Origin of the sequence: Acinetobacter sp. TSRC1-2 (assembly GCF_049895885.1) — a bacterium.
Classification (GTDB): Bacteria; Pseudomonadota; Gammaproteobacteria; order Pseudomonadales; family Moraxellaceae; genus Acinetobacter.
On record NZ_JAFCTF010000006.1, the window covers coordinates 161,548 to 180,107 of the forward strand.

At 40.1% G+C, this 18,560-nt stretch carries 21 protein-coding genes; 12 read left to right on the top strand and 9 right to left on the bottom strand.

The window, feature by feature from the left end:
- Positions 1-20 precede the first annotated feature (20 nt).
- A complete protein-coding gene (gene queG / locus ACP69Y_RS08645; RefSeq protein WP_425917898.1) occupies positions 21-1,115 on the bottom strand; it encodes a tRNA epoxyqueuosine(34) reductase QueG in 1,095 nt (364 codons plus the stop codon).
- 23 nt (positions 1,116-1,138) lie between these two features.
- Between queG and ACP69Y_RS08650 the strand changes: the two genes are divergently transcribed.
- The 3 genes from ACP69Y_RS08650 to ACP69Y_RS08660 are packed head-to-tail and all read left to right on the top strand — an operon-like array spanning position 1,139 to position 3,265.
- Entirely contained in the window at positions 1,139-2,626 is a 1,488-nt protein-coding gene (locus ACP69Y_RS08650; protein ID WP_425917900.1) for an NAD(P)H-hydrate dehydratase, read from the top strand.
- Complete coding sequence (locus tag ACP69Y_RS08655) at positions 2,623-2,898, top strand: acylphosphatase (RefSeq protein ID WP_425917902.1); 276 nt, start codon at positions 2,623-2,625, stop codon at positions 2,896-2,898. The genes ACP69Y_RS08650 and ACP69Y_RS08655 overlap by 4 nt, the downstream gene beginning before the upstream one ends.
- A 31-nt stretch (positions 2,899-2,929) precedes the next feature.
- Complete coding sequence (locus ACP69Y_RS08660; RefSeq protein ID WP_425917904.1) at positions 2,930-3,265, top strand: hypothetical protein; 336 nt, start codon at positions 2,930-2,932, stop codon at positions 3,263-3,265.
- 9 nt (positions 3,266-3,274) lie between these two features.
- Here ACP69Y_RS08660 and ruvC read toward each other — a convergent pair whose 3' ends face one another.
- The gene (gene ruvC, locus ACP69Y_RS08665) at positions 3,275-3,817 is read right to left on the bottom strand and encodes a crossover junction endodeoxyribonuclease RuvC (protein ID WP_131217090.1); all 543 of its coding nucleotides are present in this window, start codon (positions 3,815-3,817) and stop codon (positions 3,275-3,277) included.
- Positions 3,818-3,939: 122 nt separating this feature from the next.
- Between ruvC and ACP69Y_RS08670 the strand changes: the two genes are divergently transcribed.
- Together ACP69Y_RS08670 and ACP69Y_RS08675 are read left to right on the top strand one after the other, a co-directional pair.
- Entirely contained in the window at positions 3,940-4,509 is a 570-nt protein-coding gene (locus tag ACP69Y_RS08670) for an FxsA family protein (RefSeq protein ID WP_425917905.1), read from the top strand.
- A gap of 143 nt (positions 4,510-4,652) precedes the next feature.
- Positions 4,653-5,288, top strand: coding sequence for a LysE family transporter (locus ACP69Y_RS08675; RefSeq protein WP_425917907.1), 636 nt, complete (start codon positions 4,653-4,655; stop codon positions 5,286-5,288).
- On the opposite strand, the gene ACP69Y_RS08680 is transcribed toward ACP69Y_RS08675, so the two are convergent.
- Positions 5,285-5,473 (bottom strand): hypothetical protein, encoded by a 189-nt coding sequence (locus tag ACP69Y_RS08680; protein WP_425917909.1) that lies wholly within the window; start codon positions 5,471-5,473, stop codon positions 5,285-5,287. The genes ACP69Y_RS08675 and ACP69Y_RS08680 overlap by 4 nt on opposite strands.
- 322 nt (positions 5,474-5,795) lie before the next feature.
- Here ACP69Y_RS08680 and ACP69Y_RS08685 point away from each other — a divergent pair, with 322 nt between their 5' ends.
- Positions 5,796-6,041, top strand: a complete 246-nt coding sequence (locus ACP69Y_RS08685; RefSeq protein ID WP_425917911.1) for a hypothetical protein — start codon at positions 5,796-5,798, stop codon at positions 6,039-6,041.
- 52 nt (positions 6,042-6,093) lie between these two features.
- On the opposite strand, the gene metK is transcribed toward ACP69Y_RS08685, so the two are convergent.
- Positions 6,094-7,260: a methionine adenosyltransferase gene (gene metK, locus ACP69Y_RS08690; RefSeq protein ID WP_425917913.1), complete on the bottom strand. Its 1,167-nt coding sequence runs from the start codon at positions 7,258-7,260 to the stop codon at positions 6,094-6,096.
- Between the two features lie 848 nt (positions 7,261-8,108).
- Here metK and tkt point away from each other — a divergent pair.
- The 3 genes from tkt to ACP69Y_RS08705 all read left to right on the top strand — a co-directional run bounded on the left by tkt (position 8,109) and on the right by ACP69Y_RS08705 (position 11,490).
- Positions 8,109-10,097, top strand: coding sequence for a transketolase (tkt, locus tag ACP69Y_RS08695; protein WP_425917915.1), 1,989 nt, complete (start codon positions 8,109-8,111; stop codon positions 10,095-10,097).
- A gap of 165 nt (positions 10,098-10,262) precedes the next feature.
- Positions 10,263-10,478, top strand: coding sequence for a hypothetical protein (locus ACP69Y_RS08700; protein WP_067724440.1), 216 nt, complete (start codon positions 10,263-10,265; stop codon positions 10,476-10,478).
- A gap of 427 nt (positions 10,479-10,905) precedes the next feature.
- Positions 10,906-11,490 carry a YceI family protein gene (locus ACP69Y_RS08705; protein WP_425917917.1) on the top strand — a complete coding sequence of 195 codons (585 nt, stop codon included), beginning with the start codon at positions 10,906-10,908 and terminating at the stop codon, positions 11,488-11,490.
- A gap of 69 nt (positions 11,491-11,559) precedes the next feature.
- Here ACP69Y_RS08705 and ACP69Y_RS08710 read toward each other — a convergent pair whose 3' ends face one another.
- The 3 genes from ACP69Y_RS08710 to ACP69Y_RS08720 form a co-directional block, all read right to left on the bottom strand.
- Positions 11,560-12,192 (bottom strand): LysE family transporter, encoded by a 633-nt coding sequence (locus ACP69Y_RS08710; RefSeq protein WP_425917919.1) that lies wholly within the window; start codon positions 12,190-12,192, stop codon positions 11,560-11,562.
- Positions 12,193-12,250: 58 nt separating this feature from the next.
- Positions 12,251-12,958 (bottom strand): glutamine amidotransferase, encoded by a 708-nt coding sequence (locus ACP69Y_RS08715; protein WP_425917921.1) that lies wholly within the window; start codon positions 12,956-12,958, stop codon positions 12,251-12,253.
- A 102-nt stretch (positions 12,959-13,060) separates the two neighbouring features.
- Complete coding sequence (locus tag ACP69Y_RS08720) at positions 13,061-13,642, bottom strand: TetR/AcrR family transcriptional regulator (RefSeq protein ID WP_425917923.1); 582 nt, start codon at positions 13,640-13,642, stop codon at positions 13,061-13,063.
- Positions 13,643-13,734: 92 nt separating this feature from the next.
- Here ACP69Y_RS08720 and ACP69Y_RS08725 point away from each other — a divergent pair, with 92 nt between their 5' ends.
- Together ACP69Y_RS08725 and ACP69Y_RS08730 are read left to right on the top strand one after the other, a co-directional pair.
- The gene (locus tag ACP69Y_RS08725; protein ID WP_425917925.1) at positions 13,735-14,502 is read left to right on the top strand and encodes an SDR family oxidoreductase; all 768 of its coding nucleotides are present in this window, start codon (positions 13,735-13,737) and stop codon (positions 14,500-14,502) included.
- A 45-nt stretch (positions 14,503-14,547) separates the two neighbouring features.
- The gene (locus tag ACP69Y_RS08730; protein ID WP_425917927.1) at positions 14,548-15,171 is read left to right on the top strand and encodes a 2-hydroxychromene-2-carboxylate isomerase; all 624 of its coding nucleotides are present in this window, start codon (positions 14,548-14,550) and stop codon (positions 15,169-15,171) included.
- Between the two features lie 80 nt (positions 15,172-15,251).
- Here ACP69Y_RS08730 and exaC read toward each other — a convergent pair whose 3' ends face one another.
- A complete protein-coding gene (gene exaC, locus ACP69Y_RS08735; RefSeq protein ID WP_425917929.1) occupies positions 15,252-16,763 on the bottom strand; it encodes an acetaldehyde dehydrogenase ExaC in 1,512 nt (503 codons plus the stop codon).
- A gap of 203 nt (positions 16,764-16,966) precedes the next feature.
- On the opposite strand from exaC, the gene ACP69Y_RS08740 reads away from it, so the two are divergent.
- Positions 16,967-18,148, top strand: a complete 1,182-nt coding sequence (locus ACP69Y_RS08740; RefSeq protein WP_425917931.1) for a transcriptional regulator — start codon at positions 16,967-16,969, stop codon at positions 18,146-18,148.
- Between the two features lie 69 nt (positions 18,149-18,217).
- Here the strand turns inward: ACP69Y_RS08740 and ACP69Y_RS08745 are convergent.
- A partial coding sequence (locus ACP69Y_RS08745) for a transposase family protein (RefSeq protein ID WP_425917933.1) occupies positions 18,218-18,560 on the bottom strand: 343 nt, incomplete at its 5' end.

Sequence of the window (18,560 nt, forward strand, 5' to 3'; positions counted from 1 at the left end):
CTTTGAATTGAAGGCAATACTTAATTGAATTTAGCCAGCTGTTCCTGGATTGCCCAGTCAATATGGACTTGCACAATCTCATCATGTAATTCGCGAGTTTGTTTTAAAGTTGCAACAATTTCATGAGAAAAAGGTGCATTTCCTAAACCAATCGCAATATTTCGCATAAAACTTTGATAACCGGTACGTCGTATTGGACTGCCTTCAGTCTTGGCTAAAAAGGTCGGTTCATCCCAGTGCCATAAATCCAGTAAATTGATCTGATCCAAACCATGTCGGGGATTAAAATCTTCAATCGTGGCTTTTTTAGCAAAACTATTCCACGGACAAATCAGCTGACAATCATCACAGCCAAAAACACGATTACCAATGCCCCGGCGTAAATCTTCAGCAATGATGCCCTTATATTCAATGGTCAAATATGCAATACATTTACGCGCATCCAGCATATAGGGTTCGACAATGGCTTGGGTGGGACAAATATCGATACACGCGGTGCAAGAGCCGCAATGCTGGGTTGCAGGGAAGTCGAAGGGTAAATCCAGTGAAGTAAAGAGTTCACCCAAAACAAAAAAGGAACCTGATTTTTTATGAATCAATAAGGTGTGTTTACCGGTCCAGCCCATACCTGCATTTTCTGCTAGAGATTTTTCAAATACCGGTGCAGAGTCAGCAAAAGGACGCGATTCAAAATCTCCAACCTTTTCACGAATGATGCTGGCTAAAGTTTTTAAGCGGCCGCGCATGGTTTTATGGTAATCGCGACCACGGGCATAGCGTGCAATGATGGCGGCATTAGGCTCATCTGGGACATAACGCGATTTAGGGGTTTCTACCAAATAATTCATTCGTACGCAAATAATGCTTTTGGTGCCGGGAACCAGTAGAGTTGGATCAGCACGTTTTTCTAAATTTTCTTCCAGAAACTTCATATCACCATGATAGCCACGCTTTAAATATTCTTGAAAACGTGGCAACTCTGCTTGAGCATCCGGTTTGGCGATGACACAATCACTAAAGCCTAATTGCAAAGCTTGCACTTTAATCCACGCTTTTAGCGCTTCAGGATCAGTTTGATCTAAAGGTATTTTCTGTGACGCTGTGGATGTTGCCATAATTTAATAAGAAGGGAAGAACAATGCGTCAGCCAGTTTATCATAGCCCAGTTTATTTGAGCCAAACTATTCAAGCATGGGAGCAACGCTGGTTTGCCAAGCAAAACAGTTCTTATGCCTTGATGCAGCAAGTCGCCTGGATGATTGCGCAACGGCTAGTTCCCATTTTTCAACAGCATCAAATAAAAAATATCGCTGTATGTTGTGGACAGGGAAATAATGCAGGTGATGGATATTTAACGGCTCAATATTTAAAACAGGCCGGTTTTAAGGTCGAGATTTATGCCGCTGAATTGGGTTCTTCTAAAGATTTACATACGGCTTATCAAGACGCTATCGCTGCTGAAATAAAAATTCATTCAGGTTTTAATTTTCAAAAACAATATGACTGTTATATCGATGCTTTATTTGGCATCGGTTTAAACCGTGAACTCAGTCCAGATTGGCAGCAGATTATTCAAAGTATGAATGCTCAATCCGCTTTGAAAATTGCGATTGATGTTCCCAGTGGTTTACAGGCCAATAGCGGTCAGCCCCTACCATGCGCAATTAAAGCCGATTACACTTTCTCAGCTTTGGGGTTAAAAGCAGGATTGTTTACCGGACAAGGCAAAGAGTTTGCAGGACAGATTGAGGTTATTTCCCTGATTCCGACAGATGCAGAAGTCAATCCAGTCGCCCAACTCTCACCTGATACAATTTCATTGCCCGAGCGTCAGGCATTTGGCCATAAGGGCAGCTATGGTCATGTACTTGTGGTTGGTGGACATGCGGATATGGGCGGTGCGGTGATGATGGCCGCCGAATCAGCTTTTAGTGCAGGTGCAGGTAAAGTCACCATTGTCTGTCATGAAAAACATCACACCGCTATTTTGGCGCGTTCACCGAATATTATGCTACGTGATATCAATGCATTGACCAAAGCCGAGATTCAGCAATTATTAGAGCATGTCGATGCAGTCAGTTTTGGTATGGGTCTGGGACGTGATCCCTGGTCTGAACAACAATTTTTTAAATGGTTCCCGAAGATCAACACAGCTGAACATTTACATGTGGTGCTCGATGCCGATGCTTTATGGTTCTTGGCCGAGCATCCGGAATTATTAAAACCAGAGAGTTACGCGACACCGCATCCGGGTGAAGCTGCAAAACTTCTAAATTGTTCTGTGAAAGATATTGAAAATGACCGAATTGCAGCGATTCATCGACTGCAAGAAAAATACGCAGGACAATGGGTGCTCAAAGGTTCTGGCAGTTTGATTTTGGAGGATCAGCTGTGGATTTGTATTGCAGGCAATGCAGGAATGGGAACGGGTGGTATGGGAGATGTGCTGGCAGGTATGGTGGCCAGCTTAAAAGCCCAATTTGGAGAGCAAATTCATCTGCATGAAATTGTCACCTTGCATGCTTTGGCAGGGGACGGGTTGGCGAAAAAAGGGATGCGGGGTATGCAAGCCCATCATATGAATGAGGCGGTTTATCATGTGGTGAATCAGGGAAAGCATAAATGAATAAGGCGATTAAACTCATCATTCAGGGTAAGGTACAAGGTGTGGGTTACCGGCGCTGGTTTGAGCAGCAAGCCTTAGAATTAGACCTTACAGGCTATGTGAAAAATCTGGATGACGGTGAAGTTGAAGCCGTTATTGTCGGTACGGAAAATCAGCTCCATACAATCATTGAGCGTAGTTATATGGGGCCATCACATGCCAAGGTTTCAGAGATCATTCAAATCGAATTTGAGCAAGCACAGGATTTTATCGCATTTGAAATGTTGCGATAAATATGACGTTGATAAAAAATAGAAGAGAGTAATGATGGACAAATATCTGGTTGTGGCGATTGTGATTGTAATTTGCATTGTTATGGTGATTTACACGCAACGTGGTGGGAGTTCAAGTCGTTCAGGCAATTTTTCCTTTAAAGACATTGTGCAAAAAGAATTCATGAAATATAAGGTCATTGAAAGGAATCAAACCATTATGATTTGCGAGATAAACCATCGCAATGAACCGGATGAACTGGTTTTGATCCGGATTGATCCCAATCAGAAAAAGAATATGCGAAGCTTTGGTCGAAGAGTCATTTTTACTTATTCCAAGCAACCCTCGATTGGTGAAATGCGTAAAGATTTCGCGCCGTATCTTTAAATATTCTAGTTATCTTCTTCTGCTGGTACGGCCACGACCGCGTGCCATACCACCCAAGGCATTCAGTACCGCCATTTTACTCATACTGCCTGAAGCATGGGCATGACAAATTGCAGCGGCTAAAGCATCGGCAGCATCTTGCTGAGGTTTAATGCTTAAATTTAAAATGCGCATCACCATCATCTGAACTTGTTCTTTATCTGCTGCACCATAACCCACTACCGATTGTTTAATTTGTCGTGCTGTATATTCAGCGACTTGTAAATCCAGATTTACCAAAGCAGCGATAGCAGCACCACGAGCTTGACCGAGCTTTAACGCAGAGTCAGGATTGACTGCCATAAAAACTTGTTCAACTGCCGCTTCTGTCGGACCATGGAATTTAACAATACGTTCCACCCCTGCAAAAATTCGTTTTAAACGTTCCGGCATTTCAGGAGTTTCGGTACGAATGGTTCCTGCATCCACAAAAGTCAATTTTTGCCCATCTTTTTCGATAATACCGTAGCCAGTTAAGCGAGAACCCGGATCGATACCAATAATTAATGACATATAAAGACTTTAAAAATAGAATAATGCCCATATTGTTACATAAGCGTATCAAAAAAGCTTGATCGTGATTAAGCACTTGAATATTGCACCCTATTTATTTTATTGAGATTTGATTAATTTTTATGAAATTATTTCTTATTGTTTTGGCTGGCTTAATCCTTGAAGTCTTTGTCTGGATTGGCGTGGGTGACCTCGTCGGCAGTATGTGGTACGTATTTTTCTGGTTTGTTGCTGCCTTTTTCATCGGGATCAATATGATCCGTACCCATGCGTCTGGTCTGCAACAAATGAAACAAGGTCAAATGGCAATGGACCCAAGTCTAACCAATAATTTACCTAAAATTATTGCGGGTTTGTTGTTACTGATTCCAGGCTTAATCACTGATGTACTTGCCCTGTTAATACTCATTCCACCAGTACAACAAGCTTTGAAAGCTGTGGCAATGAAAGCCATGATGAAACGCCAGCAAGCCATGATGGATAAAATGATGGGTGGCATGATGGGCGATATGAATGGCATGGGCGGGGGTGCGCAAGGCCAAAACCCATTTGCAGATATCATGCGTCAAATGCAGGACATGCAACAACAGCAAGGTGGTTCACCGCGTCATGACTCTAGTGTGATTGATGGCGAAGCGCGTGAAGTGACGCCTGATGCGAAAAAAATTGAAATGAAAGATGTGAATAAATAAGTTTATTGATCCGCTTTTTTAAGCCGAATCATGATGATTCGGCTTTTTTATTGCTGCTAGATTTGTATTAAAGGTAGGGCGGGAAGCATGCAAAAAATTGAACAAATGATATAATACGTGTTTTTAAAATCTCCTCTATTTCTATGTCATTGCTTTTGACCATTTGTGCACTGCATTTTGTTGTACAGCTTAGCCCCGGACCCGATGTTTTACTGATTGCTAAAAGTTCAGCCTCGACATCAAGGACGAATACATTAAAAATTATTTTGGGTATTTCAGTCGGTATAGTGGTTTGGGTAGTACTGACCCTACTGGGCTTTACTGTGCTGATTGAGCAATTTCCATGGATACAACAAGTTTTAATGTTGGCGGGTGGACTGTTTTTGGCTCGAATGGGCTGGGCAATGCTCAATGGCGGTTTAAAAACCCTGGAGCAAGAAACCAGTTTGGATGATGGTCAACAGGCTGTACCTGATTCTAAAAACCACTTTTTATTGGGGCTGTTTACCAATTTATCCAATCCTAAAACCCTGATTTATTTTAGTAGTGTGTTTTCTTTAGCTTTAAGTTCATCCGCATCGACACATTTAAAAACCCAGCTTGCAGTGATTATTCCACTACAAACCTTTTTGGTCTTTGCACTATTTATGCTAATTATGTCGATGCCAAAAATCAAAGTCGCTTATCAGCGTTCAGGGAGTTATATCGATATTATTTCTGGGGGATTATTCCTGATTTTTGCAATCTGGTTAGGAATCGATGCATTTGCGATGTTTTAGTCTTTTTTGACGGAATCATCATTAAGATGCGTAGATGGGGGAGTAGCAGTGCTGACTTCCTTATTTTTTTCGCCTTGAGAATAGCGATTAGGCTTTAAGGTCGCTTCAGTATTTTCTGAACCTTTGTAGCTACGGCTACGGTTAGCACGTTCGCGTAAACCACCTTTTTTAATCAGTTGAACCATCACACACTCCAGATCATTGTCTGCCATTTTACCTAAAAAATTGAGAAGTATCTGTTTTTTGCAACTTTAAGATTCAAAACTTGTTTTATTGCATTGTGTTACAAATGATGTCTTTTGCATTCGATGACATAAATTAATTTATCATATAAATGAATGGTTTATAATTAAAATTTGAAAAATTATTTTGGGGTATATTTTAGTTATTGATAAACAGCCTTGTATCTCGCTAAAGAGTCACATAAGATTTTATTGATATTACCTTCCATCAAAAAATAGGGTGGAAATATAAAAACAAGAATGTGCGTAATGTAGGAGCATAGCTATGCTATATCAATATCATTGTGCGTGTTGTGATCAGGTTATTGAGTCAACCCATCATAAAGAATGCACAAATTGCGGTTCACATAATATTAAAAGTCCGTATGGTTTCTGGATTTTCTGTATTTTGACCTGCCTGGCAGCAGTCATCGTCTTTAAGATCGTGCATGTGTATTTACAAGATCATCAAGAAACGCCGGTGCAAATTTCATTATTAGAAGTTCTTCAGCAGGGAGGAAAAATAAAATAATGATTTTTTACGTAAAAAAAAGCCCACAGATGTGGGCTTTTTTATGAAAAAACTACAGGCCGGCAGAGGCTTTAAGCGCTTCCACTTTATCTGTTTTTTCCCAAGTAAATGCAGTGTCTGAACCTTCGCGACCGAAGTGGCCATAAGCAGCAGTTTGCTTATACATCGGTTGAATCAGGTCTAGCATACGAGTAATGCCGTATGGACGTAAGTCAAAGTGTTCACGAACCAATTGAATGATCAATTCTTCAGATACTTTTGCTGTATTGAAGGTATTGATTGAAATAGAAGTTGGCTCTGCAACACCAATGGCATATGACACCTGAATTTCACACTTGTCCGCAAGACCAGCAGCAACAATGTTTTTCGCTACATAACGGCCTGCATAAGCAGCAGAACGGTCAACTTTAGATGGATCTTTACCAGAGAAAGCACCACCGCCATGACGTGCCATACCACCGTAAGTATCTACAATGATTTTACGGCCGGTTAAACCGCAGTCGCCTACAGGACCACCAATCACAAACATCCCGGTTGGGTTGATGTGGAATTTGGTGTCTGCATGGAACATCTCAGCAGGAATCACTTTTTTCACAATTTCTTCAATCACAGCTTCTTTTAAAGCCGCTTGTGAAATTTCAGGATCGTGTTGGGTAGACAATACAACCGCATCTAAACGAACTGGCATGCCATTTTCATATGCAAAAGTCACCTGACTTTTCGCGTCTGGACGTAACCAAGGCAAACGTCCACTACGGCGTAGTTCAGCCTGTTTTTCCATTAGACGATGTGCATAAGAAATAGGAGCAGGCATTAAAACATCAGTTTCACGACTTGCATAACCGAACATCAAGCCTTGGTCGCCAGCACCTTGATCTTCAGGTTTTAGCCGGTCAACACCTTGAGCAATTTCAGGGGACTGTTTTCCAATCATGTTGATGACAGCACAGGTTGAACCATCAAAACCAAGGTCAGAATGGTGATAACCAATTCCATTTACGGTTTGACGTACAATTGCTTCGAAGTCAACATTTGCTGTTGTTGTGATTTCACCGGCAAGTACTACCGCACCCGTTTTTACAAGCGTTTCACAAGCAACCCGTGCATATGGGTCTTCTGTTAAGATTGCATCCAAAATAGCGTCACTGATTTGGTCAGCCATTTTATCCGGATGGCCTTCGCTTACAGATTCCGAGGTAAATACAGCGTACTCGCGCATAAGTCCTATCACAGTTAATTTTAAAGACCCGATATGTTACATCGAGTTAGACTTTTGGACTAGTTCTACACGACCAAAATGACTGAAATTATTTCAATTTCACAACTTTTTAATTGATATATGCATTTAAAAAACTGATAAGCAAAAGAAATTGCGCTTTAAAGTTGGAATTTTCGCTATGAAGATTTTTAAAGCATAAATATTTAATCAGCGAATAAAAGCATATTTATTGGAGAGTAAAATAAGATTCCTAAGATTTTTTATAAAATTTTTATATTAAAATAGTGATTATTATCAAAATATTAGTTTGAATTAATTGCATTGAATGATTGGTTTTAGATCACTCTGTTAACCTTATATAAATAATAGCAACAGTCACAAAATATACACTTTAAATAATTATGTTTTTCATTAAATATTTAAAAAGATGAATTTTATTCAACTCTTGTCTCTATTGGATGTTAATTGATCAATTTTGTTTAATAAAACTTTATTGAGGGCATCATTTGATGATAATTCACCTATTTGTAATTAAATGCTAAAAATAAGTCCTGTGAGAAGGGAAATGTTTGAATAGTATTTTAATTAAATACCTATAAAGTGCTTTATCGTTAATATGTCGTATATCAGTTTTAAATTAAATCCCTGCCGCTATGCACTCACTCGCCAATCCTTAAAAGCGATGTCAAATTGAGCTTTACCAGCCATTAAAATATATACAGTCACGAATAAATGTTGAAATGTTGACTATTAGGCTTTACCCCTTGCTGTTTTTTTAAGACAATACAGCCAGCTTTGAATTTTCCTATTCATCATCTTCTTTAAACGATTTAGTTGGACTCTGACCTATGACAACCCCGCTTAATGAACGTCGTATTGCAAACGCAATTCGTGTATTGGCAATGGATGCTGTGCAAAAAGCAAATTCAGGACATCCAGGTGCTCCAATGGGGATGGCAGATATCGCTGATGTAGTATGGCGCGAATTTTTAAATCATAACCCGACAAATCCACAATGGGCGAACCGTGACCGTTTTGTATTGTCGAACGGTCATGGCTCAATGCTTCAATATGCATTATTACATTTGACCGGTTATGCACTTTCAATCGACGATTTGAAATCATTCCGTCAATTACATTCTAAAACACCTGGTCACCCTGAATTGGGTTATGCACCAGGAATCGAAACGACTACTGGTCCATTAGGTCAGGGTATTGCCAACGCGGTTGGTTTTGCTTTGGCAGAAAAAACTTTAGCGGCTCAATTCAACAAAGACGACATTAAAGTTGTTGACCATTTCACTTACTGTTTCTTGGGTGATGGTTGCTTAATGGAAGGTGTTTCACACGAAGCATGTTCTTTGGCGGGTACTTTAGGTCTGGGTAAGTTAATTGCTTACTATGACGACAATGGTATTTCAATTGACGGTGAAGTAGAAGGCTGGTTCTCTGACGATACAGAACAACGTTTCCACGCTTACGGCTGGCAAGTGATTAAAGTTGATGGTCACGATAGCGATGCTTTACGTGCTGCAACGAACGAGGCAAAAGCTGAAACTGCTAAACCGACCCTTATTATCTGCAAAACAGTGATTGGTTTAGGTTCACCAAACAAACAAGGTAAAGAAGATTGCCACGGTGCGCCGTTAGGTAATGATGAAATCGCATTAACTCGTGAAGCACTTGGCTGGAAAGAAGAAGCATTTGTTATTCCTGCAGACGTATATGCTGCTTGGGATGCAAAAGACAAAGGTTCTAAATCTGAAGCTGCTTGGAATGAAGTATTTGCTGCTTATGCTGCAAAATACCCAACTGAAGCTGCTGAACTTAAACGCCGTTTAAGTGGTGATTTACCTGCTGACTTTGCTGCCAAAGCAGATGCATATATTGCTGAAGTGAATGCAAAAGCTGAAACTGTGGCAACACGTAAAGCGAGCCAAAATGCACTTCAAGCATTTGGTCCGTTGCTTCCTGAAATTTTAGGTGGTTCTGCCGATCTTGCAGGGTCTAACCTGACGCTCTGGAAAGGTTGTCAAGGTGTTCAGGACAATCCTGCAGGTAACTACGTACACTATGGCGTACGTGAGTTCGGTATGACTGCAATTGCCAATGGTGTTGCACTTCATGGTGGTTTCATTCCTTACGTAGCCACATTCCTCATGTTTATGGAATATGCACGTAATGCAGTACGTATGTCTGCACTCATGAAACAGCGTGTGATTCATGTTTATACACATGACTCAATTGGTTTAGGTGAAGATGGTCCTACACATCAACCTGTAGAACAAATTGCATCACTACGTGGTACTCCAAACTTAAATACTTGGCGTCCATGTGACACCGTAGAAGCAGCGATTTCTTGGAAATCTGCACTTTTACGTTCTGAAGGTCCAACTGCCTTAATCTTCTCTCGTCAAAATTTGCCATTCCAAGCGCGTACTGATGCTCAAATTGCTGATGTTGCGAAAGGTGGTTATGTACTTGCGAAAGAAAAAGGTGAATTAAAAGCAATCATCATTGCAACAGGTTCTGAAGTATCTCTTGCGATGGAAGCGTATGCACAACTTGAAGGTGTGCGTGTCGTTTCTATGCCATGTGCTGAAGAATTCGTTAAACAAGATGCCGCTTACCGTGAAGCGGTGCTTCCATCTAACATCCGTGCGCGTGTAGCTGTTGAAGCTGCACATGTGGATTACTGGTGGAAATTTGTAGGTCTTGACGGTCGTGTGATTGGTATGACAACTTACGGTGAATCTGCACCTGCGAAAGACTTATACCAACATTTCGGTATTACGACTGATGCTGTTGTTGCTGCTGTAAAAGAAATTACTGCTTAATTCTAAAAGATTAAATCAATGAAAGACGCCTCTTATGGGGGGCGTTTTATTTTGATAAATTTTTGACGATATTGGTCTAGCAGTTTTTACGAATAAGTATATAGTGATGCCATTCATTGAGTATTCATGGTGAGATGGCATTTATTCAGCATAAGTGAGGAAAATATGAGCCTTTATAACCAAATTAGTGATGAAATCACTTTAATGGAACCAGGTGAGCAAAAGTGGATCGGTCAGGATCTCCCCCTAGAAAGCATGATGGCCGTAGTATTGATGCTGAAAGAACTGGACGAAGAAAAAGTGATTAAGGTGCGTCGCCAAAATCGTGAAAAGCATACTGGTTTAAAACAAGTCGATCGAGTATTGGTTGAAAAGTTATAAAAATTAAGCAGTTTTAAAAGCCCCATATGGGGCTTTAATTATTTTAGCGAAGTGTTAATTATCTTTAATTGCTTTTGGATGGATCATTCAATTTAAAGTTAAATATCAAGTCAGTGAATTGTCTGTAAAGTCACATGATCTTCTTGCAGTATAATGTCTCGAAACTGTATATTTTTTGTATTAAATAATTCGAATATGATTAAAAAAACAATGCAACTCAAACGCTGAGATAGAATGATAAAAGTTGATTGAAAATAATTTATGAAAATTATCAAATGATTAACATCAGCACATTTATATTGAGGCTAGTTTCCTGTAGTAAAACCAAGTGAGTGTTCTATTCTTGCAACATATCGTTTTATCTATACCAGTGAATTAAGATAATAAACCTATAAACTAATAACCATTCCAAAGAGAGATAAAACACATGAATTTCAAAGCAATAACTTTAGGTTTGGCGGTTGCATCTGTTGCAACTTTATCTTTGGCAAAACCCGTTGCTTACCAAATTGATCCGCAACATTCAGCAACTGTTTTCTCTTGGAGCCACTTTGGTTTCTCTACACCTTCTGCGAACTTTTCTGACATTCAAGGTACGATTAACGTCGACAATGCAAAACCTGCTAACTCCTCTGTAAATGTTAATATTCCAGTATCAAGTATCAATACCAATGTAAAAGCATTGGATGAGCATATTCAAACTACAGACTTCTTTGATGCTGCCAAATATCCGAACATCACTTTTAAAAGCACTAAAGTTCAGGCTCTAGGCAAAAACAAATACAAAATCAGCGGTGATTTAACGGTGAAAGGCGTAACTAAACCTGTGGTTTTAGATGCGGTATTAAATAAACAGGCAGTTCATCCAATGACTAAACTGCAAACCGTTGGTTTTAATGCAACCACTTCATTTAACCGTTCAGCCTTTGGTATAGGCGGTTATGTTCCGAACGTGGGCGATAAGGTTACTGTGAATATCACTACTGAAGCTTCAGTGCCTGCGAAAAAATAAGCCTAACAAGCGCTAAAACAAAAAAGCACCCTTGATGGTGCTTTTTTTGTTTAAATTATTTTAGATGTCTTAATCACGGTTTAAGATCAGCAGACAGCCAAAACTGATAAAAATCCCGCCGGTAATGCCGTCAATTTTCTTGCTGAATTTTTGATGATAATGATTGATTTTTGCTGCAGAAAAAATCAGAGCAACAGCAGAAAACCACATCAGACTTTCGATAAAAACTAGCGCTAGCAATGAACTTTGCTCAAAAATACTGACATTTGTACTAATGGCGATGGAAAAAACGCTGCTGAAATAGACTAGCGCTTTGGGGTTAGCCATGTTGGTCAGAAAACCTTGAACTAACAGTGTGCTGTGTGATTTTTTCGGCAGAATTTCATTCTGGTTTTTCGAGATAGGTGCCGGATTTTTATTGAAAGCGGATTTCAGCAATTGTATCCCTAAATAAAGCAGGTATAGGCCGCCTAAAATCATCAGCACCTGCTGTAGCCAGGCAATTTTCTGAAATAAAAAATGCAGCCCGCTGATTGCACAAATGGACCAGACCAAAATACTCAGCGAGACTCCTAATGCAGCGCATAAAGCATGCGTGCGTGATTGGCGGATTGCACTTTGCGTGACAAAGAAAAAATCTGGACCCGGACTGATCAATGCAAAGAAATGAATTACAGCAATACTGATTAAAGGTGTCATCATCAGAGACTTATATAAATGAATGACACCGTTATAAATGAATTAAATCATAAATTAAAGTTTATTTGTTTATCAATTGGTTCATATAGGTCCGTAAAATTTTTGTAGCGACGGTTTCTAAGGGCATGGCATATTTATCATTGTCAGCACGCAAAGCAGGAATATTAATTTCAGCTTTACGCAGTTCACAGTTATGTCCAATGAGCCATTTTTCCAGACTTTCTGCTGCAACTTCGATATGGAATTGCAAAGCCAGAATGTTTTTTCCAACTGAAAAAGCCTGATTTGGATAAACGTCAGAGCTGGCCAATAATTTAGCCTGTTCAGGTAAATCAAAAGTATCGCCATGCCAATGTAATACAGCTGTATCACTTAATGGTGCAAGCAAGTTATTTTCAATATTGGAAATACTCAGTTTACTCCAGCCAATTTCCTTTTGATGTCCTGCATAGACTTTGGCACCCAAGGCATGTGCAATCAGCTGGGCACCTAGACAGATACCAAGAGTCGGTAAGTTTTCTTCTAAACGAACTTTTAGTAAGTCAATTTCCTGTTGTAAGAAAGGATAGTCAGCTGTTTCATAAACACCAATCGGTCCACCTAAAATAATGGTTAAACCTTTGTGCTGAAATGCTTTGCTTAGGTCATCTACACCGGCTTCAAAATAACGCACCCGGAAGCCGAGTTGGTAAAAGATATCTTCCCAATGTCCTAAGTCTTCAAAGGCGAGATGTTGAATGGCATAGATGGTGTCCGGAAGATTCTGCATGTTGATATGTTTAGTTAATAAATTAAGTTTTGAATGTAGCCTGAAAAGCCACAGAACTAAAGCAGCTTATAACTTTATTGTGTAGAATTTTAATATAAAACTTTAAGCTGAAACGTTTGGGTTGTTTAAACCGAGGCTTTGACGAATCATCCATTTACTGGAATTTAAAATCATAATTTTAAGCATATCATCCGCTACAGTTCGTGCCATCAAGATGGCACCGACCAGTTGACACATTACTGCCCAAGCTAAATCTTCACGGCCCAAATGTTTGACGAATAAGGCATGTCCACGTATAAGTTCGCTTTGATACAATTGTTTAATCTCATCATCGGAACGCGCAACCTCACTGCTTAGAGCCGGCAAAATACAGCCATGATCAGCGCGTTGCACATGTGAAATTGCCAGATAACGCTCGAGTTCGAAATCAATCCATTCTGCCAAATCCTCATGCGGATTTTCTTGCCAGTCCAGCAAACTTTTTTGTAGTTCAGCTTCAATCAGGGCTTTGAATAAATCCTGTTTAGATGAAAAGTGTGAATAAAATGCACCACTGGTCATCTGTGCTGCGTTCATAAAGCTATCTACGCCCGTATTGGCAAAACCATTTTTTTTTGCCAATTGACCACTGATATTCAATAGTTCTTGTCTTTTTTGTTCTTTATAACCCGCTTTATAACGCATAATTTATAGACCAAGATATGGTTGACTCTTGATTGAAATTATAACATAGTAATCGTTATCATAACGATCGTTATTTTATTGTTGGAATAACTATGCCACACGTATTAGAACAAACAGAGGGACATCCTCCCTCAACTAAAGGCAAAGTTGCTTTGGTGATTGGTGCAGGTGATGCCACAGGTGGGGAAATTGCTAAACGATTTGCCCGTGGTGGATATATTACTTGTATGACACGGCGCACTGCTGAAAAACTGCAACCTTTAATTCAAGAGATTGAAAGCCTAGGGGGGCAAGCGTATGGTTTTGCCTCGGATGCCCGTAAAGAGAAGCAGGTGATTGAATTAATTGAAGAGATTGAAACTCAGATTGGACCCATTGAAGTGATGGTCTTTAATATCGGTGCCAATGTACCCTGTAGTATTTTAGAAGAAACAGCACGTAAATATTTTAAAATTTGGGAAATGGCCTGTTTTTCTGCATTTCTCAACGGCCGTGAAGTGGCGAAACGCATGGTACAGCGAGAGCACGGTACGATTATTTTCACTGGAGCAACTGCTGGATTACGTGGATCATCACATTTTGCGGCCTTTGCAGGAGCCAAACATGCCTTACGGGCTTTGGCACAAAGTATGGCACGCGAACTGGGACCACGAAACATTCATGTGGCCCATGTCGTAGTAGATGGTGCCATCGACACCGAATTTATCGAAACCACTTTTCCAGATATTTATGCACGTAAGACAGAAGATGGTATTTTAAACCCTGCACATATGGCAGAAAATTACTGGCATTTGGCTCATCAGCCACGTGATGCTTGGACGCATGAAATGGATTTAAGACCGTGGATGGAACGTTGGTAAAAAGGATTGTTATTCAAATAATAAATTATAGAGGGAAGAGTAATAATGAAGGTAATCGAGTTTTATTTTGATTTAGGTAGTCCATACAGTTTTATTGGTTTTCATCGCATTCAAACCCTTGCAGCTCAATATCAGGCTGAAATTAGCTGGAAACCGATGCTATTGGGCGGTGTATTTAAAGCCACAGGCAATAGCAGTCCGCTGATGATTCCTGCTAAAGCGAGATATTCCATGCTGGATTTACAGCGCTGGTCAAAGTTATGGAATATTCCAATACAGATGAATCCTTATTTTCCCATTAATACTTTGCAATTGATGCGGATTATTGTTGCAATGAAATTATTTCAGCCAGAGCAATTTCTTGGCGTTTTAACCGCGTTTTTTGATGCTATGTTTGGACAGCCACGTAATTTAAATGATCAAAATGAAGTCATGCAATTGGTCAATGAGTTGGGTTTAGAGCAGCAACAAGTTGCGCTGTGGCTAGACGATGAAAAAGTTAAATCTGAACTAAAAGTGATTACAGACGAAGCAATTGGGCGTGGGGTTTTTGGCGCGCCCACTTGGTTTGTAGACGATGAAATGTATTGGGGTGTAGACCATTTACATTTCGTTGAAGAAGTGTTGGCTCAACCTACAGTTGAATTCTCTAAAAGCACTCACTTGTAAGCAAAGATAAGTAAATAAAAAGCGTAAAATAGCGCAATAAAAAAAGCTGTTTTCCAACAGCTTTTTTTATTGCTAGTGACTTAGAAGAAGCCCATCGGTTTAGTCGCATAGCTTACCAACAAGTTTTTGGTTTGTTGATAATGGTCTAGCATCATTTTATGGTTTTCACGTCCAATACCGGATTTTTTATAACCCCCGAATGCCGCATGCGCAGGGTAGATATGATAACAGTTGGTCCATACACGACCGGCCTGAATTGCACGGCCAGCACGGTAAGAGGTATGGGCCGAACGAGACCAGACACCGGCACCTAAACCATAAATGGTATCGTTGGCAATTTTGATCGCATCATCAAAGTCTTTAAAGGTAGCAACAGCAAGTACAGGTCCAAAAATTTCTTCCTGGAAAGTTTTCATGTCATTGGTGCCTTTGAAGATAGTTGGTTCAATATAGAAACCTTGACCGACTTCATGCCGTTCGCCACCACCTGTCAATATTTCAGCACCTTCTGCACGACCTGTTGCAATACAGCCCAAGATTTTATCTTGCTGCTCTTGCGATGCCTGAGCGCCAATCATGGTGTCAGTATCGAGTGGATGGCCGGTTTTAATCCGTTTAACACGCTCAATGGCTTTTTCTAGAAATTGATCGGCTATGCTTTCTTGAACCAGCGCACGAGAAGGACAGGTACAAATTTCACCTTGGTTTAAGGCAAACATGACAAAACCTTCAAGCGCTTTATCTAAAAAGTCATCATCTTCTGCCATCACATCTTCAAAGAAAAGGTTCGGTGATTTACCCCCCAGTTCAAGCGTGACTGGAATAATGTTTTTGGTGGCATATTGCATAATTTGCTGACCGACTGAAGTTGAGCCGGTAAAGGCAATTTTGGCAATACGTGGATTGGTTGCAAGCGGACGACCTACTTCAATACCATAACCATTGACAATGTTTAATACACCTTCAGGCAGCAGGTCTTGAATCAGTTCAACCAATACCAAAATACTGACCGGAGTTTGTTCAGCCGGTTTTAAAACGATACAGTTACCCGCAGCCAATGCAGGGGCCAATTTCCAGGTCGCCATCAGAATAGGGAAATTCCAGGGAATAATTTGTCCAACCACACCTAAAGGCTCATGGAAATGGTAGGCAATGGTATCTTCATCAATTTCTGAAATGCCGCCTTCCTGTGCGCGGATACAGCCGGCAAAATAGCGGAAATGGTCAATTGCCAAAGGAATATCGGCAGCCAAGGTTTCACGTACAGGTTTACCGTTATCCCAGGTTTCAGCCACTGCCAAAAGTTCTAAATTGGCTTCTAAACGATCTGCAATTTTTAACAGAATATTGGAACGGGTAGTGGGAGAGGACCTATTCCATTGTTCTTTAGCTTTGTGCGCTGCGTCGAGTGCCAACTCAATATCTTCAACACTTGAACGCGGAACTTTGGTGAATACTTTACCGTCGACGGGAGAAATATTGTCAAAGTATTCACCTTTTACTGGGGCTACCCATTGACCGCCAATAAAGTTTTCATATTGGGCTTTAAACTGAACTTTTGAACCATCTTGATTAGGATCCGCATAACGCATATGAATTTTCCTTTGCTTATTTTAGTGTTTTAAACCGCATCTACAGCTTTGGTATAAGGTACTTTTGTACATTATTTAATTAGCATACATGGAATAAGGTTGGAGAAAGGTTGGAGACAAGAAGGTTTACAATCTTTTCAATCAGGCTTACAAGAATAGCTATTACAGTGGATGTAAATCATGAATTGTTGTGAGAATAAGGAATGATGAATAAACAAAGTTTGACCCAGAAAAGACAAAAAATTGAGAAATTTAGACAAAGTAGCAGTCTTTCTCCCTTGCATGCAGAACAGCTCGGACAAAGTATTGTCAGTTCTTGGCAACGCTCGACATCTGCGGAAATTCCTAAAGATCGTTCAGCTGCACCATTGGTCCATTTACAAAAAGAAACCTATCCTTCTGCTTTAGAACATGCCTTGCAACATTGTGCACAAGATTTAAAACATATTGCAGAACAATCTTCCATGGTGCTGGCGGTAGGCGATATCGGCAGCACTATTATTTGGACAGCATCGAGTCCACAAATGCAAAGTGCAGCAGAAAGTGTACATTTTATCGAAGGTGGGCAGTGGCGCGAGGAATTGGTAGGCACCAATGCTTTGGCTTTATCGTTGAAAACGCAACAATCGAGTTGTGTATTTTCCAATGAGCATTACATGTCTTCTATTCATGATTGGGTCTGTTATGCAGCACCGATTATTGATCCTTATTCGAAACAGGTTCTCGGGGTGATTGATCTTTCCACCACCTGGCAAAAACACAATAGTTTGGGTTTGCTGGCGGCTGAACGCTGTGCTTCGATTATTCAATCTGCATTACTTGAATATCAAAAGCAGCGATTGTTCATTCGGGCTTTTTCCGTACCACAAGTGCTGTTCAATGGCAAAGTCCTTGTGCTTACGCCAAGGCAAATTGAAATTTTGACCATCTTGGCACTGTGTCCGCAAGGTTTAAGTTTAGATACTTTGCATCAGGCTTTATATGGTGAACGAAAAGTCAGCATCGGCACCTTAAAAGCGGAAATGTCACAATTACGCGATATTTTAGGCGGCATGTTGGGTTCCCGGCCTTATCGTTTATTGGCGCATGTCGAAGCTGATTTTTTACTCACCGAGCACTCTTTAGATGCCGGATATATCGATTCTGCCTTAAAACTGTGTAGCGGTGTATTTCTGGCAAAAACTGAAAGTCCTTTTTTATGTGCCTGGCGAGATTGTCTGGAGTCACGTTTAAGTGACGCCATTTTTAAAGCCAATGAAACGGATGTTTTACTCAAGCACGTGGCACGTTTTCCTGAAGCGATTGATGCCGTGGAGCGTTTAATTGAACTGATGCCAAAAACCCATCCCGTGCATCAAACTTTATTAAAATATAAAGATGGCTAAGGTTTATAGCGCTTTTTCTTTAGATATCTTTCATAAATAAAAAAATGTTCAATAGACTTCTTTCATAAATCATTTTTTGCTCAACTCCAAGTTATAGATACCAGCAATTAAATTGAATCTCAAACCGAGTCTTTTGCCTCGGTTTCGATAACGCTCAGCGAGTATTTTGAAAGTTTTTAGACTGCCAAATACATGCTCAACTCCTATTCTTCTTTTATTGATTTCTCGATTATAGATTTTTTGTTTAGGATCCAATTTACAGCGCCTTTTAGCTTTTAATGGCAATAGGCTATTGGGGTACAAAGTATAAATCCCCTGATAACCTTTATCTGCAAGGATAAAAGCTCCGAAAGGAATCTGGTTTAAATTCTGTTTAAATAACTCGAAATCATGTACAGCACCGCGACTGGTA

What these genes read in the sequence shown, in the direction of transcription:
- queG (WP_425917898.1), bottom strand. Translation starts at nt 1,115, where the DNA reads ATGGCAACATCCACAGCGTCACAGAAAATACCTTTAGATCAAACTGAT.
- ACP69Y_RS08650 (WP_425917900.1), top strand. Translation starts at nt 1,139, where the DNA reads ATGCGTCAGCCAGTTTATCATAGCCCAGTTTATTTGAGCCAAACTATT.
- ACP69Y_RS08655 (WP_425917902.1), top strand. Translation starts at nt 2,623, where the DNA reads ATGAATAAGGCGATTAAACTCATCATTCAGGGTAAGGTACAAGGTGTG.
- ACP69Y_RS08660 (WP_425917904.1), top strand. Translation starts at nt 2,930, where the DNA reads ATGATGGACAAATATCTGGTTGTGGCGATTGTGATTGTAATTTGCATT.
- ruvC (WP_131217090.1), bottom strand. Translation starts at nt 3,817, where the DNA reads ATGTCATTAATTATTGGTATCGATCCGGGTTCTCGCTTAACTGGCTAC.
- ACP69Y_RS08670 (WP_425917905.1), top strand. Translation starts at nt 3,940, where the DNA reads ATGAAATTATTTCTTATTGTTTTGGCTGGCTTAATCCTTGAAGTCTTT.
- ACP69Y_RS08675 (WP_425917907.1), top strand. Translation starts at nt 4,653, where the DNA reads ATGTCATTGCTTTTGACCATTTGTGCACTGCATTTTGTTGTACAGCTT.
- ACP69Y_RS08680 (WP_425917909.1), bottom strand. Translation starts at nt 5,473, where the DNA reads ATGGTTCAACTGATTAAAAAAGGTGGTTTACGCGAACGTGCTAACCGT.
- ACP69Y_RS08685 (WP_425917911.1), top strand. Translation starts at nt 5,796, where the DNA reads ATGCTATATCAATATCATTGTGCGTGTTGTGATCAGGTTATTGAGTCA.
- metK (WP_425917913.1), bottom strand. Translation starts at nt 7,260, where the DNA reads ATGCGCGAGTACGCTGTATTTACCTCGGAATCTGTAAGCGAAGGCCAT.
- tkt (WP_425917915.1), top strand. Translation starts at nt 8,109, where the DNA reads ATGACAACCCCGCTTAATGAACGTCGTATTGCAAACGCAATTCGTGTA.
- ACP69Y_RS08700 (WP_067724440.1), top strand. Translation starts at nt 10,263, where the DNA reads ATGAGCCTTTATAACCAAATTAGTGATGAAATCACTTTAATGGAACCA.
- ACP69Y_RS08705 (WP_425917917.1), top strand. Translation starts at nt 10,906, where the DNA reads ATGAATTTCAAAGCAATAACTTTAGGTTTGGCGGTTGCATCTGTTGCA.
- ACP69Y_RS08710 (WP_425917919.1), bottom strand. Translation starts at nt 12,192, where the DNA reads ATGATGACACCTTTAATCAGTATTGCTGTAATTCATTTCTTTGCATTG.
- ACP69Y_RS08715 (WP_425917921.1), bottom strand. Translation starts at nt 12,958, where the DNA reads ATGCAGAATCTTCCGGACACCATCTATGCCATTCAACATCTCGCCTTT.
- ACP69Y_RS08720 (WP_425917923.1), bottom strand. Translation starts at nt 13,642, where the DNA reads ATGCGTTATAAAGCGGGTTATAAAGAACAAAAAAGACAAGAACTATTG.
- ACP69Y_RS08725 (WP_425917925.1), top strand. Translation starts at nt 13,735, where the DNA reads ATGCCACACGTATTAGAACAAACAGAGGGACATCCTCCCTCAACTAAA.
- ACP69Y_RS08730 (WP_425917927.1), top strand. Translation starts at nt 14,548, where the DNA reads ATGAAGGTAATCGAGTTTTATTTTGATTTAGGTAGTCCATACAGTTTT.
- exaC (WP_425917929.1), bottom strand. Translation starts at nt 16,763, where the DNA reads ATGCGTTATGCGGATCCTAATCAAGATGGTTCAAAAGTTCAGTTTAAA.
- ACP69Y_RS08740 (WP_425917931.1), top strand. Translation starts at nt 16,967, where the DNA reads ATGATGAATAAACAAAGTTTGACCCAGAAAAGACAAAAAATTGAGAAA.